This is a genomic window from Thermodesulfovibrio hydrogeniphilus (assembly GCF_054657355.1).
This window is the reverse complement of the sequence record NZ_BAAHYW010000001.1, coordinates 1-17,311: the sequence shown is the minus strand read 5'-3', so window position 1 is coordinate 17,311 and position 17,311 is coordinate 1. Positions and strand designations below refer to the sequence as shown.

The 17,311-nt window shown below is 35.8% G+C and carries 15 protein-coding genes; 8 read left to right on the top strand and 7 right to left on the bottom strand.

Translation table 11 applies throughout. The annotated features are described in order from the left end of the window. Window positions 1–58 precede the first annotated feature (58 nt). The 5 genes from ACYQ3P_RS00075 to ACYQ3P_RS00055 form a co-directional block, all read right to left on the bottom strand. On the bottom strand, window positions 59–1,273 hold the full coding sequence (locus tag ACYQ3P_RS00075; RefSeq protein ID WP_460175930.1) for an ArsB/NhaD family transporter: 1,215 nt from the start codon (window positions 1,271–1,273) through the stop codon (window positions 59–61). 497 nt (window positions 1,274–1,770) lie between these two features. After that, entirely contained in the window at window positions 1,771–3,708 is a 1,938-nt protein-coding gene (locus tag ACYQ3P_RS00070) for a hypothetical protein (RefSeq protein ID WP_460175929.1), read from the bottom strand. A 56-nt stretch (window positions 3,709–3,764) separates the two neighbouring features. Then, on the bottom strand, window positions 3,765–5,300 hold the full coding sequence (locus tag ACYQ3P_RS00065) for a caspase family protein (RefSeq protein WP_460175928.1): 1,536 nt from the start codon (window positions 5,298–5,300) through the stop codon (window positions 3,765–3,767). An 82-nt stretch (window positions 5,301–5,382) separates the two neighbouring features. Further along, the gene (locus ACYQ3P_RS00060; RefSeq protein WP_460175927.1) at window positions 5,383–6,558 is read right to left on the bottom strand and encodes a radical SAM protein; all 1,176 of its coding nucleotides are present in this window, start codon (window positions 6,556–6,558) and stop codon (window positions 5,383–5,385) included. Then, entirely contained in the window at window positions 6,545–7,873 is a 1,329-nt protein-coding gene (locus ACYQ3P_RS00055; RefSeq protein WP_460175926.1) for an MBL fold metallo-hydrolase RNA specificity domain-containing protein, read from the bottom strand. Before ACYQ3P_RS00055 ends, ACYQ3P_RS00060 begins: the two co-directional genes overlap by 14 nt. Window positions 7,874–7,908: 35 nt before the next feature. On the opposite strand from ACYQ3P_RS00055, the gene ACYQ3P_RS00050 reads away from it, so the two are divergent. Continuing rightward, window positions 7,909–9,024, top strand: a complete 1,116-nt coding sequence (locus tag ACYQ3P_RS00050; protein WP_460175925.1) for a cysteine desulfurase family protein — start codon at window positions 7,909–7,911, stop codon at window positions 9,022–9,024. 22 nt (window positions 9,025–9,046) lie between these two features. On the opposite strand, the gene ACYQ3P_RS00045 is transcribed toward ACYQ3P_RS00050, so the two are convergent. Then, window positions 9,047–9,514 carry a rhodanese-like domain-containing protein gene (locus ACYQ3P_RS00045; protein ID WP_460175924.1) on the bottom strand — a complete coding sequence of 156 codons (468 nt, stop codon included), beginning with the start codon at window positions 9,512–9,514 and terminating at the stop codon, window positions 9,047–9,049. Window positions 9,515–9,822: 308 nt separating this feature from the next. Here ACYQ3P_RS00045 and ACYQ3P_RS00040 point away from each other — a divergent pair, with 308 nt between their 5' ends. Continuing rightward, window positions 9,823–9,945: a hypothetical protein gene (locus ACYQ3P_RS00040; protein WP_460175923.1), complete on the top strand. Its 123-nt coding sequence runs from the start codon at window positions 9,823–9,825 to the stop codon at window positions 9,943–9,945. Window positions 9,946–9,956: 11 nt separating this feature from the next. Here the strand turns inward: ACYQ3P_RS00040 and ACYQ3P_RS00035 are convergent, their stop codons facing one another. After that, window positions 9,957–10,100, bottom strand: coding sequence for a hypothetical protein (locus tag ACYQ3P_RS00035; protein WP_460175922.1), 144 nt, complete (start codon window positions 10,098–10,100; stop codon window positions 9,957–9,959). Window positions 10,101–10,647: 547 nt separating this feature from the next. Here ACYQ3P_RS00035 and ACYQ3P_RS00030 point away from each other — a divergent pair. The 6 genes from ACYQ3P_RS00030 to ACYQ3P_RS00005 are packed head-to-tail and all read left to right on the top strand — an operon-like array spanning window position 10,648 to window position 17,111. Continuing rightward, complete coding sequence (locus ACYQ3P_RS00030) at window positions 10,648–10,938, top strand: hypothetical protein (protein WP_460175921.1); 291 nt, start codon at window positions 10,648–10,650, stop codon at window positions 10,936–10,938. A 7-nt stretch (window positions 10,939–10,945) separates the two neighbouring features. Then, window positions 10,946–14,605: a pilus assembly protein gene (locus ACYQ3P_RS00025; RefSeq protein WP_460175920.1), complete on the top strand. Its 3,660-nt coding sequence runs from the start codon at window positions 10,946–10,948 to the stop codon at window positions 14,603–14,605. Next, on the top strand, window positions 14,590–15,060 hold the full coding sequence (locus tag ACYQ3P_RS00020; RefSeq protein WP_460175919.1) for a prepilin-type N-terminal cleavage/methylation domain-containing protein: 471 nt from the start codon (window positions 14,590–14,592) through the stop codon (window positions 15,058–15,060). Before ACYQ3P_RS00025 ends, ACYQ3P_RS00020 begins: the two co-directional genes overlap by 16 nt. After that, window positions 15,038–15,682, top strand: a complete 645-nt coding sequence (locus ACYQ3P_RS00015) for a type IV pilus modification PilV family protein (protein ID WP_460175918.1) — start codon at window positions 15,038–15,040, stop codon at window positions 15,680–15,682. The genes ACYQ3P_RS00020 and ACYQ3P_RS00015 overlap by 23 nt, the downstream gene beginning before the upstream one ends. Further along, complete coding sequence (locus ACYQ3P_RS00010) at window positions 15,679–16,626, top strand: prepilin-type N-terminal cleavage/methylation domain-containing protein (RefSeq protein ID WP_460175917.1); 948 nt, start codon at window positions 15,679–15,681, stop codon at window positions 16,624–16,626. The genes ACYQ3P_RS00015 and ACYQ3P_RS00010 overlap by 4 nt, the downstream gene beginning before the upstream one ends. Beyond that, window positions 16,575–17,111, top strand: a complete 537-nt coding sequence (locus tag ACYQ3P_RS00005; RefSeq protein ID WP_460175916.1) for a hypothetical protein — start codon at window positions 16,575–16,577, stop codon at window positions 17,109–17,111. The genes ACYQ3P_RS00010 and ACYQ3P_RS00005 overlap by 52 nt, the downstream gene beginning before the upstream one ends. Window positions 17,112–17,311: the final 200 nt, after the last annotated feature.

Below are 17,311 nucleotides of genomic sequence, written 5' to 3'. Positions count from 1 at the left end.
GCTTTAAAGTTACTGGATGAATAAAACAAGGAGCGTTTGATAGATATTAGAAAAACGATTATCTTAAAAACCACTCAAGCCAGATGCTACCTAAAAGAATCGTTAATAGAGTCACCAAAGAGCCGACTTTCAAAAATTCAAAGAAACCAATGCGAACTCCGCTTAATTTAGCAGTTTCAACAACAATTATATTTGCCACTGAACCAATGATTGTAAGATTGCCAGCAAAAGTAGAAGACATGGCTACAACAATCCAGTAAGCTTCAGGATTCTGTGCGAGATTAATAAATGGAGATAAAATCATAACCGCAGGCACATTTGATACAATATTACTAAGAATGGCAGTGAAAAAGGATAAAGTGATGTAGTTTTGAAAAATAATGTTTTCAAAAACAGAAAAAAGTTTTTTGTCAATTCCCGTATGCACAATTGCTCCTGTTATTACAAATAAAGAGGAAAAAAATAGAAGAAGTGCCCAATCTATCTCTTTGAAAACTCTTTCAGGCTTAATTCTCCTTGTAACTAAAAGTATTGAAGCCCCTAAAAGAGCAGAAAGAGAGATATCAAACTCCATCAAAGATAAAGCAAGCACTATGCCCATAGCTATTACTGACTTAATAAGGAGCGGTTTATATATTCTGAAATTAATTTTACCTTCTATGGTAAATTTTGAGCTGTCAAACTCTTTTCTGTAAAATGCAATTATAGTAAAGTATGTTATGAAGAGGGAGAAGGTAGAAACTAAAAAAAGAGGTTTCAGGAAGTTTATAAAACTTATTCCAGAGTATCCAGCAATCAGTATGTTTTGTGGATTCCCTATGGGAGTCATTGCAGAGCCTATATTTGCAGAAAGTCCCAGAGCAATTAGATAGGGTATAGGATTTCTTTTGACTAAAAGTAACATTTGAAGCACAATTGGCGTAAACATTATCGCTACCGTGTCATTTAGCAATAAAGCAGATAGATAACCTGATGTGAAAATTATCAGAAACAGAAGCTTTTTTGGAGTATCTGCGATTTCTAAAATTTTTGATGATACGAGGTCAAAGAAGCCTGAGACACTGAAGTTAGCATTAATTATCATCATTGAAAGAAGAAGAGCCAAAGTGTGAAGCTCTATTGATTTGAGTGCATCTTCGTAATGCAGGATACCAGTTCCAATTAGTAAAACTGCTCCTACAAATGCAATTGTTGTTCTGTTCATTCTAAGTGTTGGAATGTGACCAAAGGCTATAGCTATGAGTATTAGTGCTATTAAAATACCAGCAAGCATAAGAAATATTTAAACATGTAAGATATGAATAAAGGCAAGTTAAATAATGTTTGGAAAAATAGAGATAGACAAGCGTCACTGCGAGCCTCCGAAGGAGGCGAAGCAGTCTCTAATTCGTGGATGGTGGTTGGTGCATGGTGAACCCCTCTTCGTCAATGGATGGTACCCCCTCTTCGTCATTGCGAGGGTGCGTAAGCACCCGAAGCAATCTCTAAAAATCGTAAAAAGTAATGCATAAGAAGTGAGACGTAAAAGAAAAAAGAGGGATTGCCACGCCTCACCTTCGGTGAGGCTCGCAATGACAGAAAAAATAAACGGTGAGGCTCGCAATGACCCCTTCCTTTGTCATTGCGAACCTGCCGAAAGGCAGGCGAAGCAATCTCATAAAAAGAAAGTATAGCCTCAGAAATAAAATCTTTTCCAATGTCAGCGAAAATACTTAATTTTCATATGGTTAGAGTAATTTTTGGATTTCTATCTTTTTTGAGATGGTAGATTTACTTCCAGTTTTTACCGGGTTTAGCCCAGTCGTATTTATCAAATGTGCCAATTTGGTACTCATAGGTAGAGCTTAGGGTAAGAAGTTCCTCATCATCACTGTAATATATTACTTCAAAGGGATTGAGAACATCATTAGTCGGTTTTATTTCCATCAACATATCCTGCCAGTAGGAAAGCTTCTTTTTTGGGTCAAGACCTAATTCAGGCTCAACTCTGTCAGGAATACTGTCTCCGTCTCTGTCAAAAATAGGGTCATATCCTGTGGTCCAGAAGTTGTGATTGTTAAGAAAATGAGTGAATTCGTGCATCACAATTATAGCAAAAGTGTCAATGTAGGTATAAGTAAAGAAGTTTCTCTCCTGCAAAGTTTTTGGTAATGAAAGTTTGATTGCTGGTATGGTTATCTGAAAAGTTTGAGGATTGTCTGTATTTTTGCTTAAATTGCATACATTTATAGTTTTGTACTGTGAAACTTCGTAATTATAAAAACCTGTCGCATTTGTTCTTTTGCCACCTTTGATGCAGGCGCATTTATTGAGTGGAACGCCTTCACACTCGTAATTCAGCCTTACATTTTGTCCAAAAGGTTTGGCTGCAGGAGTTTGCTTCCAGTAGTAAAACCAGTTGGGATATTTTCCTTCAGGATTATTTTTCGCATCCCGAGGATAGAAAATCATTATCTCCTTTTTATCTTCTGCAATGCAATTGTCAACATTTACTCTTGCTGTAATTGTCTTTTTACCAAATGCATCGTTATATAGGGGTAAGTCCTGATACATAACCATTATCTTTGAGCCCTTAGGAATAGAAGAGCCTGACTGAGGATAAATAATCTTCATTGTAGAGCCTTCCAGCTCAGGAATATCCCATTCAACATAATCAGCGTATTTTGCAGGTGTTGTCTTTGCTTCTAATTCAAGCATCAGGTTGCCTGTAACAGTCATATCACTGAATACGAATTTGCTTTTATCAGCGGGTTTTATAATTTCAACTATTATTTTTTCCTTGCTCTTACATATTGCCTCTGGTTTTTTAATCTGCATATAGAGCGTCATCGTTGAGCCGGGTCTGCAGCCGGGAGTTGCTTGTGATTTTGTACCTATATGTTGTTTTAGTAAAAGTGAGCCCTTTGTCATTAAGTTTTCAAAGTCTGCCTTATTGAGTGTCCATTTTGAGCCAAAACATCCAGCTTTTGCAGGAATTCTCTTTAAGCCATCATTGGCAAAAAATGTGATCTGTGGTGTCGAAGCCTCTATTGTAACTTGTCCGGAATTAGAATCTATGCTTACAACTCCTGAATAAAAGTTAGGATAGTATTCATTTTTATCAATTTCATAGATTGAATAAGAAACATGGTGAATGCAAGTTTTTGGACTACCGTGACTCCACTGTGCACAGGTTTTACCTATCAGTTTTTCAACTTTAATTTCTGTGGATAAAGTGTCCAATTCATAATCCTTTTCCTTTTCAAAAGCACCTTTCACGGGATCATAGGTATGAAGGACCACAAGATTACCAACAAACCTTTCTCTTATGGAATATGCTAAATCTTTTTCTATTTCACCACCCCACATTACCAACTCTCCACCTTCAACAATAATATATCCCTCAACAGAGATAGCCTCTCCTACCTGAGGTTTGTCATCACTATCCTCGGATTTAAGGGAAGAGAGATTGCTCTTCATCATATTAAACTGACTGTTAATTATCTCTTTGCGACGACTGATTTCTTTTTCAGGAGTAGTATCAGGTTTGGCAGATATCAAATTATCTGTTCCCATAATACTTCCTGCTTCCCTGTTTGCTCTGTCAATAGCCTCAATAAGCTCTCTTTGCTTGTCCAAAAGCTCGCTCATGTTCATAACCACTTGAGCAGGCTCGTTTTGTTGAATATCTGAACCATTGGTAGATTGTGCGAAAAATAATGCGAACATTATGAAAGACAGCGCTAATTTGAGCAAAAAGTTATTATAAGCTTTGTGTTTCATCTTTATTCAATAAAAGTATTGGCACCAAGATAGCCTTCTGAGGAGGGGTCGTTCCCGGGAACCCATCCAGTTAAAGCAGGAGATTGATTATTGTCTTCATAATGGGGAGTATCATCTGTTTTATGTAATCTTCTTGCCCAATTAAAGGCTTCTTGCATACTTATTTTCCCATCTTCATTAAAGTCAAATTCCTGAGGTGAGACTTCTTTTCCTTCCCTATCCAAAATTCTGTCTCCATCAGGAGTTCGTCCCATTAATACAGTAAAGAACCAGTATGTGAATTCATTGTATTTAGCAACCCCGCCATTTCTGGGCCACCTTGCCCTTGATATCTGATTTGGTCCAGCTGCAGACATAATGATTCTGTTTGGACCTCTTAAATCATTAATAAATCCACCACTGAAGCACTGCTCCATTACAATAATCATTGATGCATAGTTTCTTATTTTATTGACTTCTTCAGCAAATTCATCGTCATACATCTGTCCTTTATATGGACCAAGAATAAAGGACTCGTCCACTCTGAGAAGGTCATTTTTATCTTTATCATTATTGTAATCTTCTCTGTAAGTTGCTTCAGATATTAAGTCCTCTGTTAACTCATTATCTTCATCAAACCTTCCGCCATGAAGTCCGGGTTCTAAATATCCATGCTTTTTAAGGAGTAATCCACCACCATGATTGTTAATCATGATAAAAAGCTTATCCCTGCCGGTCATTGTAGATGCAAGCTCGTCAAAAACTCTTCTGATATTTTCCTTTGTGGCTTCAAAGTCAATTGGCATATCACCTTTTATTTTTCCATCTACTGTATTTTCAGGCTTAAAACCATCGTGATAAATAACTCTTATGTTTTGGGCAGGATAGCCTTTTTCTCTTAGAATCTGATACATGGTTAGAAGGTCATTCCAGTAACGAATATGATTGTCTGAATAGTCACCACCACCAGCAATGAGTACAGCAAATTTTCTTCCGGGAACAGCTTCTTGAGGAGATATTTTTTCAAGTTGTTTTATCACCGAGTCTTTTTTTATACCTTTTTTGATCTTCTCAGCAGGAGATTCTCCAAATGGGAATGGCTGTATCTTAGGAATATCTTTATACTTATCAAAAGCAGTAACTTTTTCTGCACTTAATATTTTTTGCACGCTAACTGCCTGTATTACAACTGATTCATTGATGACAGTTTTGGAGTCTCCTTGCTGAGGCTTCCGCAGAATTCCTTTCAAAGATATCCTGTCTCCAGACTTTATATCATTTGAAATCTTTCCGACAATCGGAATGTATGAATGTTTTGGAAGAATCATATTGTCATAGGTTCTTTCAATATCATCAATAATCATAGGAATAGAGCCTGCGTAATAATAGCCTTCAACTTTAACTTCCTTGTTTAGAGATTTCATGAGTTCTGAAGATCTAAGCTGTTTTTTGATTGTGGTTGATGAGTCAGATACATAACTTGGCTGAGCATTTACAGAGATTATTGATAAAAAGAAGCAAAATGTGGCAATAAATGAGGCTAAAATTTTTCTTTGCATATTTTTTCTCCTGAGATTTTCTTGTGGCATTATACAGGAAAGCGTATTAAATAGTCAAAGTTTTTTTTGTCAACATTATCAATTATGGCTTTAGGGTTTCAAACTGGTGGCACTTAAAAAGGTCTCGTGAATCTTTCTTTCCTGAAAGCGTCATTGCCCTTGCTCTGCATCCCCCAAAGCATTCATCTATAAATTGACAACCAATTCTGCTACATTCAAGCTCTTTAAGAAGAACATGTTTTTTCTTTTTCCATAGATTCTCAAGTCCCTCATCAATGTTTCCTAAGGGATTATCTTCAAAGAATGAGCAAAAAGCAGCCTCACCTGTCGCAAGTACTGCAAGAAGATGGACTCCACAGCCAAATCCCTCTGCTCTTGGATGTTGCTCCTTTGTAAATCCATATCTTTTCATTATTTTTCCTGCAATTTCAGGTGAAACCCAAAATTCCTGATTATTTTTAAGATTTCCAAAGACTGTTAATGCATCAACAGTCCATTCACGAATTCCTAAACTTTTAAGCAAATTCTCAAGCTCATCAAATTCATTTAAATTTTCCTTATGAATAACTGTTGCAACTGATACATCAAATCCGTGCTCCAAAGCCCTTTTTACTGCATCAATTGCTTTTTGAAATGTTCCTTTTCCCCTTAAACTTTCATGACCATGAGCCATTCCATCAATGCTTATTTGAATTTCATGAAAATTAAGCTTTTTGAGTATTTCATCATCAAGAAGAACTCCGTTGGTAAAAAGTATTCTTCTTAAGGCAAAATCAGGCATAATATCATTTATTTTTTCAAATTCTGGATGAAGAATTGGCTCTCCACCTGTAACAAGTACCCTAAGTCCTTGCATCTGCTCAAATTCCCTCAAAACTTTTTTAATTTTTTCAAATGGAAGGTCAACCGGTTTAGCATCTCCAACAAAGCAGTGCTTACATCTTAGATTGCATCTCTTTGTAATCTGAAGCTCAATATATCTTAAAGAAGGAAATGGTGCCTGTTTAATAGGTGGATTAAGTCTTTGAACAGGTTTTTCAGTAAGTATTCCCTCTTTTAAGCAAAAATCAATAAGCTCCTTTAGCTCTTTTTCATCAATATTAATGGATGAAAAATCTCTATCATGAATATGTTTAAGTACTGAAAGGGCTTTTTCATCAAGGCAGTAGAGTTCATCTGTTTTAATATTGTAAAGTGCTGGAAATTCAATTAGTTTTATGAAAAAGTTTTCATTAAGATAAAACTTATGCAAGTTCATATTCTGAGAGTCTTTCAGGAATTCTGCAGTTTAGTCCAAATTTTTGCTCAATGCTTTGTTTGAAAGCTTCAATTATGTTTTCTTCACCATGCACAAGAAAGACTTTAGGCTCAGTTTTTATGCTTACAATCCAGTTTAAGAGCTCCTGCTGGTCAGCATGGGCTGAGAATCCACCGATTGTATAAATTTTTGCCCTGACAGGAAGCATTTTCCCAAGAATTGGTACTTCTTTTTCTCCATCAACGATTCTTCTTCCAAGAGTTCCCTTTGCTTGAAATCCAACAAAAACAATGCTACATTCTTCCCTTGAAATATTATGATAAAGATGATATGCGATTCTTCCTCCCTGACACATTCCACTTCCAGCAATAATTACTGCATGGGATTTAATGTTGTTAAGTTTTTTAGAATCATCAACAGTTTTTACAAAGTGAAGTTTATTTGAAGTTCTTGACGGATTTCTGAATTCTCTTAATGCCTCATCATCAAATACTTCTGGATGGGAAAGATATATTTTTGTTGCCTCCTCTGCAAGGGGACTGTCAAGATAAATGTTTATTGGCTCAAGAAGTCCCTGTTTTGTTGCACGATTAAGAATATAAAGTAAATCTTGAGTTCTTCCAACTGCAAAAGATGGTATAACAACATTTCCACCGCGATTGAATGTTTCCTTTATTGCTTGAATAAGCTCTTTAATGCTTTCATCAAGGCTTTTATGAAGTCTGTTTCCGTAAGTGGACTCCATAACAAGATAATGAGCCTCTGGTGGTGGCTCAGGATCTCTGAGAATTGGATATCCAGTTCTTCCAACATCTCCTGAAAAAGCAATTTTCACTCCGTTGTATTCAATTAAAATTGAGGCAGAACCAAGAATGTGTCCTGCATCATAAAAAGTTATTCCAATTCCATCAAAGTTATATGTTTTTCTGTAAGATAGCGTTTCCGTAATCTTTAATGCTTTAATAATGCTTTCTTCGTCAAATAGTTGAATTTTGTATTGCTCATTTTTCTGAACCTTTAAGGCATCAAAAAGCATTATTCCAATCAAGTCCTTTGTTGGATGGGTTGTTAATATCTTTCCCTTAAATCCTTCCCTTACAAGTTTTGGAATTAGTGCTGAATGGTCAAGATGGGCATGGGTGAGCAAAAGAAGATGAATTTTTTTGGGATTAAATGGAAATGGCTCGTAATTTAAGTATTCCTTTTCATATTCCTGAAAAAATCCGCAGTCAACAAGAATGTTTTTGCTGTTCAATGAAAGAAGAAAACATGAACCTGTAACAGTTTTTGTTGCACCAAAAAACTGAATTTTCATTACAACAATGATACCATAAAATGGTAAAATATTTCATGATTTACCTTGACTACAATGCAACAACACCGCTTGAACCAAGAGTAAAGGATGAAATAATTAAAGTATTTGATGAATTTGGAAATCCATCAAGTTCCCATGCGTTTGGAAAAAAGGCAAGAGAGATTATTGAAAAGGCAAGGCTTAAGGTTGCAGAGCTTATTGATGCTAAGTCTGAAGAAATCATATTTACATCAGGTGGAACAGAGTCAAACAATCTTGCAATATTTGGAAGAGCCCTTTGCTTTGACAGAGGACACATAATAACTTCATCAATTGAACATCCATCTGTTCTTAATCCATGCAGGCAACTTATGAGAATGGGATATGATGTTACATTTCTTCCTGTTGACTCTTGTGGATTGGTTGATCCAGATGATTTAAAAAATGCAATAAGAAAAGACACAATACTTGTAACAATTATGCATTCAAACAATGAAACTGGAGTTCTACAGCCTATAAAGGAAATTTCTGAGATTTTACTTGAAATGGATATTCCTTTTCATACAGACTGTGCACAAAGCATTGGGAAGTTACCTGTTTCAGTTAAAAAACTTGGTGTTACAATGCTTTCTTTGGCAGGACATAAATTTTATGCTCCAAAAGGTATAGGAGCACTTTATATTAAGGAAGGTTTTATGATTAAGCCAGTTCTTTTGGGAGCATCCCATGAAAAGGGATTAAGACCAGGAACTGAAAACACTCCATACATTGCAGGATTTGCAAAGGCATGCGAGATTGTAAAAAAAGAATTTAATGTGATTAATGAGCATTTGAATAAAGTAACAAATGCTTTACTTGAAGGATTGCTTGAGATTGATGCAGTAAAGCTTAACACAAAGGGAGCACCAAAGCTTCCAAATACTTTAAATATAAGAATTAAGGGAATTTTAGCAGATGAATTTGTTGAAAAAATTGGTGACAGGGTTGCAATTTCAGCAGGTTCAGCATGCCATGCAGGAGTAAGAAAACCAAGTCATGTCCTTATGGCAATGGGATTAAGTGAAGAGGATGCTTTATCTTCTGTAAGAATTAGCACAGGAAAGTTTACTACTTTAGATGAAGTTGAGGAAGCAGTAAGGATCATTAAAGAAGAATTAGAGAGAAGGGCATAGCCCTCCCCTCTATTAATAGTATTTATTTCTTAACTCCTTTTCCAATTCCTTGAGGTTCACCTTTTTCTACTGGCTCTCCTGCTTTTGTCCATGCATCAAATCCACCTTTTAAATTATAAACATTTTTGTAGCCAATCTTTTTTAAGTCACAGCTTGATATGATTCCTCTTCCACCTGTTTTGCAGTAGATTAAATAAGTTTTTTCTTTGTCAGGTAACCACTCATCAGCCTTGAAATCTAATGTTCCTCTTGGTGTCCATAAAGCACCCGGAATATGTCCTGCAACATACTCAGTATACTCTCTAACATCCAAAACTACTGCACCCTTTGCAATTAATTCTTTAGCCTTAGCAACATCAACCTCTTGAACTCCGCATTGCTTTGCTTCCTTAACCCTTTCATCACTAAGAGGAGTTGCAGCGAGGGTATAGCTACTAAGAATTAATAAGATTAGGCTTAAAATCGCTAAACTCTGACTTACCTTTCTCATTCTTTCCCTCCTAAATCTAATTTTGCCTACAAAGTAGGCTATAGCTTAATCCAGTATACTATAAAGTTCTATAGCTAATCAAGGCTACGATTTTCTAAGAAATTTTTATACCTAATTTTTTAATTTTATAGCCTTTCATTGCGAGCCTGCCCTTATATTTTTTCTGCCATTGTTGTACAAAAAATGAGGATTTTAAAATTAAGAATGTTTATTTTTCAATGAGTTAAAAAAAATTAAGTGATAAAGTCGGGAAAAAGAATATACCCCAAATTGCTAAGATTATTGCAGTAAGTGATGTTTATCCTGAATTGACTACTGATAGACCCTATAGGCTTCATTTTGATAAAGATGTTGCAATTACATATATTTCTTCAAAGGCAGGAGAATTGTTTGCTCTTGAGGTCGTAGAGACTTTTAAAAAGATTGTATAAATAATTTTTGCCTAATTGTGCTCTTCTTTTTGAATTTCCTTGAAAACTCTTTTTGAGAACTCTTCAAATAAACGAGAATATTTCTTAATTTTCTCTAAAGTCTCTTTTTTAAGTGGAGCTTTTACAAAGTCTCTTTTTTCTATTTTTTTAACCATTTTTTGAGCTTTTCAATCTCTTCCTTGTTTCCCAAAAATAGAGATAGACACTCGTCACTGCGAGCCCCCCTGTTGCGAGCGATAGCGTGGCAATCTGGGGCGAAGCAGTCTCTAATTGGTAACTGGTGAATGGTGATTCGTGGATGGTGGATGGTGAACACCTCTCCTTAATTGCGAGGATACCCTCTCTCCGTCATTGCGACTCCGAGCGAAGCGAGGAGGAAGCAATCTCGCCTTTTCCCCTTCAAAGAGATTGCTTCGCATGCTTCGGATGCTCGCAATGACAGCAAAAAATACTTAATTTTCAAATGGTTATACCAATTATTGGATTTCTATCGCTATTTTTGGGAAGTATCCAGAAAAATTGATGAGACAAACAAAAGAATTGATAAATTATTTTTGTATTTCCAACTCTTGTAAGATCAAATGGTTCTTTACTTGGAATAATTCTCTCTTTTTTATTAAATAATTTCCCTCACATAACTTTCACGATTTTTTGAAGAGAAGGTGATAAAATATAATAGATGAGTTTAACGGAGGTAATTAAATGATTATATTGAAAATTCTGCTCATAGTATCAGTTTTAGTTTTCGTTTTTGTTTCTTCTTATGCAGTAGATGAGCTATATTTAACAGGTAAGGTTTTAGCCTATGAGCCTGAAACAGGTAAGATAAAGGTTGAAGTATATAGTGAATCATGTAAAGGAATTAGAGAATTTATGACAGAAAAGGGATTGTCAAAGGATTTACTAATAAACAAAACTATAGATTTTGGTATTGACTCAGACCACTGTGATAGAGATAGAACACACAGAATAACCACACCTCTTTTGAAGTGAGGTGAATATGAAAAGGTTATTATTATTCATTATCATAGTCTTAACTTTATTTTTAATCAAAGACACTCAAACTGTTGAATCAATTGATATGGGCCCCTACTGTCATGTGCCTCCAGGTGTTGGAGAAATTGCTGCTCCAAATGTTTTACTTGTAATAGATGTAAGCGGTTCTATGGGATGGCGTGCTTATGGTACGTACAACGAAGATGAGGAGGGCTATTTTATACCGGATAAAGTGTATGAGTATTATTATGACTCTCAGGCCAAAAAGCGTTATTGGAAAGAAATAGAAAGCTCTGAAATTCCTGAAAGTTGTCCAAACACAGCAGCTGATATAGATAGATCAAAAAAATACAAAGGAAGTTGTCTTAATTTTTTATTTATGAGAAGAGTGGATCTTGTCCGATGGGCGTTGACGGGTGGAAAACCGGACAGTTGTGATTCCAATAATCTCCATCAATGTGATCCAGAACTTTATCCGAATCCTCAGCTATCCTGCTATAGCGATGGATGTATTTTAGAATCATATTCTGGCGAAAAAGTAAAGGTTCCATGGAGTCGAATAACAGGAAGTGAAGGAGGACTTCTTTTTCAGGTGAAAAACTATGAATTAAAGCCAAGATTTGGTGTAATGTTTTACTCTGGAGATGGCGTAAGAGGTAATAAGGCATATATTGGAGATTTTACATCTTCAGCCAATTATGACGGAGTAAATCCCTATAAAAATACTATCACACTTATAAACTATGAATCACCCTCTGGTGCAACTCCAACAGGACCAGCAATGTGGGATGCATATAATTATTTTGCACAGAAAAACCCTCAATATGGAGGTTTTAATCCTCAATCTGGTCAGGGAGATGTATGGAAAAACCCTTTATACCAATGTTTTGATGAAAACGGTGATGGAAACTGTCAGGGAAATGAGCTAAAGCCTGTCCCCTGTGCTAAAAATTTTGTCATTCTTCTTACTGATGGACAGTGGAATACGCCTTCTTGTAGTGGCGAAGTTTCAGATCCTGTTTATCCAGCATACAAAATGCACAAAGAGGGTTTTACAAATCCTGTTGGAAGAGGAACTTACTATGTAGAGTCTGTATATGGTATAGGACTATGGCTTGGTGGTACAGGAGAACGATCACTTAAAAATATAGCAATGTATGGTTCTTTTTCCATATCTAAAACATGGCCTGATAATCTTACAGGTTATCCATCCAACTCCTGCACGATGGATGATTGTGGATCGGGAAGTGGAAGCGGATGCACTCCCTTGCCATCTTCTTCACCAGACTGGGATAAAGACGGAGATGGACAGCCTGATACATTTGCATCTGCATCTGATGCAAAGGAGATTAAAAATGCACTCAGTAATGCTATAAGCTCTATTTTAAGTAAATCTTCTTCTGGTGCTACTGTTGCAACGCTATCATCAAGAGGTGGAATTTCTTCTGTCATTCTTCAACCTTATTATTATCCAAAAGTTCCTGATACAGAAGTTCAATGGATAGGTATGCTAAGAGCTTTTTGGGTTGATTTGACAGGAAATTTAAGAGAAGACAGCATAGTCAATAAAATTCTTGACCTTGCTTCTGGAAGTTTTGACAGAATTATTCAGTTTTTTGTAGATACTACTGGAGATACGAGGATTGCAAGACTTCAAGATTATAGTACTTGTACTGCATATGATACAGTTTCAATTAATGGTGCTATATCACTATTTAATAGCGGATGTCAGCTTACAGATGTTAATGCAAGCAGTAGAGTGATTAAATTTAACAACAACGGAACTATCACAGATCTTACAACATCACAATCTGCTACATTACAGACTATTTGGAACAAGATAGACAGTAGTATTGATACAACGAAAGCTGGTTGTATAATCAGATACTTAAGAGGTGAAAATCTATCAAATGATAATACCTGTAAAAACATTGATTATATTAAAAGACCAAGAGAGTTGAATGTCAATCAGTTCTGTGGTTCAAATGTAACAAAAACATGGAAGCTTGGAGATATAATTCACTCAACTCCTTCTGTAAGTTCTGACAAGCCTTTGAATTTTTATCATTTAAGATATGGAGATGTAACATATAGGTCTTATATCCAGACTACTACTTATAAAAATCGTCCATCAATAGCATATGTTGGGGCAAATGACGGGATGCTTCATGCATTCAGAGTAGGAACTATAATAATAAACCAGTCTGATCCTGAGCATCCTGCAAAACTTCAAAATGCACCAAATGATACAGGTCAAGACAAAATAGGTCGTGAAGAATGGGCATTCATACCAAAAAATGCTCTACCCTATCTACTGTGGTATGGACATTATGATTACTGTCATATTCCAACAGTTGACTATAGAACACTAATATTTGATGCATCAATACAGGACTCTGCCACCTCTTCAAAAACACCTTCAAGCTGGAGGACCATATTAGTGGGAGTTATGGGATTTGGTGGTAAGAAGATTGACTTAGGAACAGGAGGAATATATAGTTCCTCAATATTTGCTCTTGATTTAACTGATTGGCTCAATGGTACAGCTACATATCCTACGCTTTTATGGGAAGCAACTCTACCTGATAACACTCTTACACTATCTTTCCCTTCAATTGTAAGACTTGGAGACAAAAACAATAATGGAGAATGGTATGTAGTTATTGGAACAGGTCCTACAGGTCCTGAAGGAGCAACATTTGCAAATTCAGGTAAAGTTTATTTTTATGATTTAAGAACAGGCAATATGGTTAAAAGCCTGACTATAAACACAAGTTCTGCTTCGCTCGCAGTTGGAGATATATATAATGTTGATGTTGATGATGATTATCAAGACGATGTAATTTACTTTGGAGTTTATGGAAAAACTTCAAATAATTATGTATGGGGTAATTTTTACAGACTCTCTTTAAGAAGTGGTAATAGTTATAAAAGCATAAGTAGTCTGCATGATAATGACATACAATTAGCAGTAAATTTATCAACTTTTAAGACAGGCAATCATCAGCCACCTGTATTTGCCGCACCTGCATTTACACTTGATGAGTCTAATAATCTTTGGGTATTCTTTGGAACAGGTAAGTTTTTGAACAATGATGATAAAAGCATTCCTTATACAAACTATTTAATTGGTTATAAAGACCCTTTTTGGAACTCATCAGGTTCTGCTTTTGAAAAAGGACAATTAGAGAATGTGAGAGACATATTAAGTGATACCACTATACCCTATTTAACTGAAACCGAGTGTATCTGTGATACTTCAGGATGTAGCAATAGGTCTATCACTTATAATAAAATACAACTTCAAGGCAACGTTACTGTTACACACGGTTGGTATTACTCTCTTTCTGGTGAGGCGATAATCTCTCAACCTTTTCTTTATGGAGAAATGGTAAATTCGTTGGTATTCGTTCCACCGGGAGAAATATGTGAATACTCAGGTAAAACAAGATACATTGCTTTGCATTATAAACTTTTATATGAGCCAAATTATACCATAGTTATTGATCAAATTATTGGCTCAGGAGTTCCACCACTTGGACAACCCTTCCAGGCATTACCAAGCGGAAGACTTATAGTTCAAACTTCAGCTGGTACAATTATTAAACTGCCAACTCCTACATTCTTAGCACAGGGTAAGTTTGTAACATGGATAGAAAAATAGCAGGATTCAGTTTAATGGAAGTTCTTATAATAATTGCTATAATGAGTATACTTATGGCTTTTTCAGTTGACTGGTATATAAAGTATCAGGCACAGAGAGCTTTGCAGACATCAGCAAATAACCTTGCAAATGAGATTCAATGGCTTAAAGCTCAGTCTATTGGAGGAAATCCTTATGGTATAGCAATTTTGTCTGCTGATGCAACTTCCTATATAGTTTTCAGGGATAATGATCTGGATTGTAAAAGAAATAGTGATGGAAGTGAGGATTTAAGAACTGTATCTTTTATTAGTCCAGTGAGAGCATCTGAACCAGTTTCCTTTATCATTGACAGAAGAGGATATCCATTGAGTTTTACTTGTGCACTTGGAATGCAAACCATTATACTAAAAGGAAACTATGGAAATCAAAAAAATGTTATTATTGACAAATATGGAAGAGTCAGAATTCAATAGCAGGGGTTTTACTTTAATTGAATTAATTGTAGCCATTGTAATAATGATGGTTATAATGCTTGGGCTACTGAAGGGGATTCTTGAATATAATAAATTTACAATTAGGGCGAAAATGAAGGACAGGGCAACAGAGATTGCAAAAACCTTTTCAGCCGAGCTTGAAAGAATGCCATATGTAAGGGATGAAAGCGGAACTCCATCAATTTTTTATGCAAATAACTCTTATTGGAATAATGTAACATGTTCAACAAGTTGTAGTTTTGAGAATCATAACTCAGATGGAGATTCTGTTTTAGATTTTTATGATCCCTACAATGGCTCTGGAAATGTCTCAAATCCATTAGGCAATCTCAATAATCTAAGACTTTTACCAAGTAGTAATGTTGCTGGCGCAAATTGTAGTTGTAATGGTAATCACTGTCCCTCTTCTTCTTCTCTTCCTGTATGCACATATGAGGGTTTTTCAGGTAGAAGAATATACGCTGGTGTAAATATAGCAAGAATTATTGATGCATATGGAAGAGAATCAGGTAAGGCTGCTTCTGTTGTTGTATGGTATTTTGAACCTTTTACAGATAGATTGCAACAGATAAATACTATAGTATTCAAGGAAAATAAATGAGAAACAAAGGTTACTCAATAATTGAAATATTGATTGTAATAGCCATTATTGGAATACTTGCAGGTGGTATGTTTTCAGCCTATAACTTTATGGCAAGAGAGAATGTACAAAGGCATCTTGTTGCTAAACAGGAACAGGATGTAGCAATAGTAGTTGCTCAGCTTGTAAAAGATATAGAGACTGCTGGATTTGGAGTAGACAGGCTTAACTTAGCAAGTCTTACTGTTGGAAGCTCAGGCATTTCCTTTATAAGTCTTGCATCAAGGGAAGAAAATCTTTCTGGATGCTGGGCAATGGTAAAGTCAGATAGAACATTGGATATAAAAAGTAAAAACTATTTGGGGGGAAATTGTAATTTAAATCCAAAAGACTACTGGTATGTTATACTTGATCCTGTGGGTAAAAATAATAGATGTCCTTCTTCAACAGATTATCTCTGTCAGTGCGGAAATCATCTTACATATTGTGATGAAGACTTTAAAAATAAAATGATTTTTTATGCAACCAATAGAGATGATTATGCTTATCCTAGAGAATTCTTTGTTCGGTATTTTCTAAGTAGTTCTAACCCCCCTAAAGAGTGTGCTTCAGGAAGTTTTAACCTCATGAAGCAACTTGCCCGGGATGACTCACCTTACCGTATAGAGTCGCCCGTAGTATCCTGTGTTTTGTCTTTTAAAACTAGAGCATACGTTGGAAATGAGTATAATCCCACATTAGCTGATACAATAACTGACTTATCAGAATTCAGAAATATGATACGCCTCTGCATGGTGCTTCAAGTTGGAGGAAGACAATCAACCCCTACAGAGCAACCACAGTTTAGCAATGACTGCGGTGGTGGACCAGCAATAGATGGTAACTGGTGGAATAATACAGGAAGGTGGTACAGATGGAAAGTAATAGAACAAGACATAGTTTTGAGAAACTATCAGGCAAGATGATATTTAGATGGTTAAGTACTGACAAAGGAATAGCACTCCCTGCTGCATTGCTAATTGGTGTTTTGTCTTTGCTTATCATTGCAGGTATTTATTTTGCTCTTACAAAACTTTTTGGGACTTCTCACGCCATAAAAACCTATTCCTCTGTTCGAGAAGCAGCTGCAGGTGGTGTTCATTATGCAGTGGCGACAAAAGTCAGAGAGATCTATGAGGATGCAATATATGGAAGGATAGCTGCGGGAGAGTGTGAGCCTCCTATAACGCTTAATTTTCGCTTACAAAACATAAGCGGTACTTTTAATAATACAATCACGGTTTGCTTCACAGGTAGAGGAGAATTTAAAAGGGGCTTTGGAAAAGAAAGAGTAATAGGAAGTGGAACTGGTGGAGGAGAATTTGAATACTGGCTTTTATTTACCATCATCTCCGAAGCAACAGGACCGCAAGGCACTCGCTCCCGCGTAGAAGCTGTTTATGCAAAGTAGTATAGATTGTCAAAAATGACTTCTTCCTAAAAACATAGATAGACAGGATATTTGTTTTTAATCCGTAACTCCGCAATTTTTAAGTAATAGGATTATAAATATTAAAATCTCATTGCTTTTTTGATAAAAATCTATTCTTTTTAGCATTACTTATTTAAGTAATATGAAAAACAAATTTTTTGATTAAGAGCTGAAACATT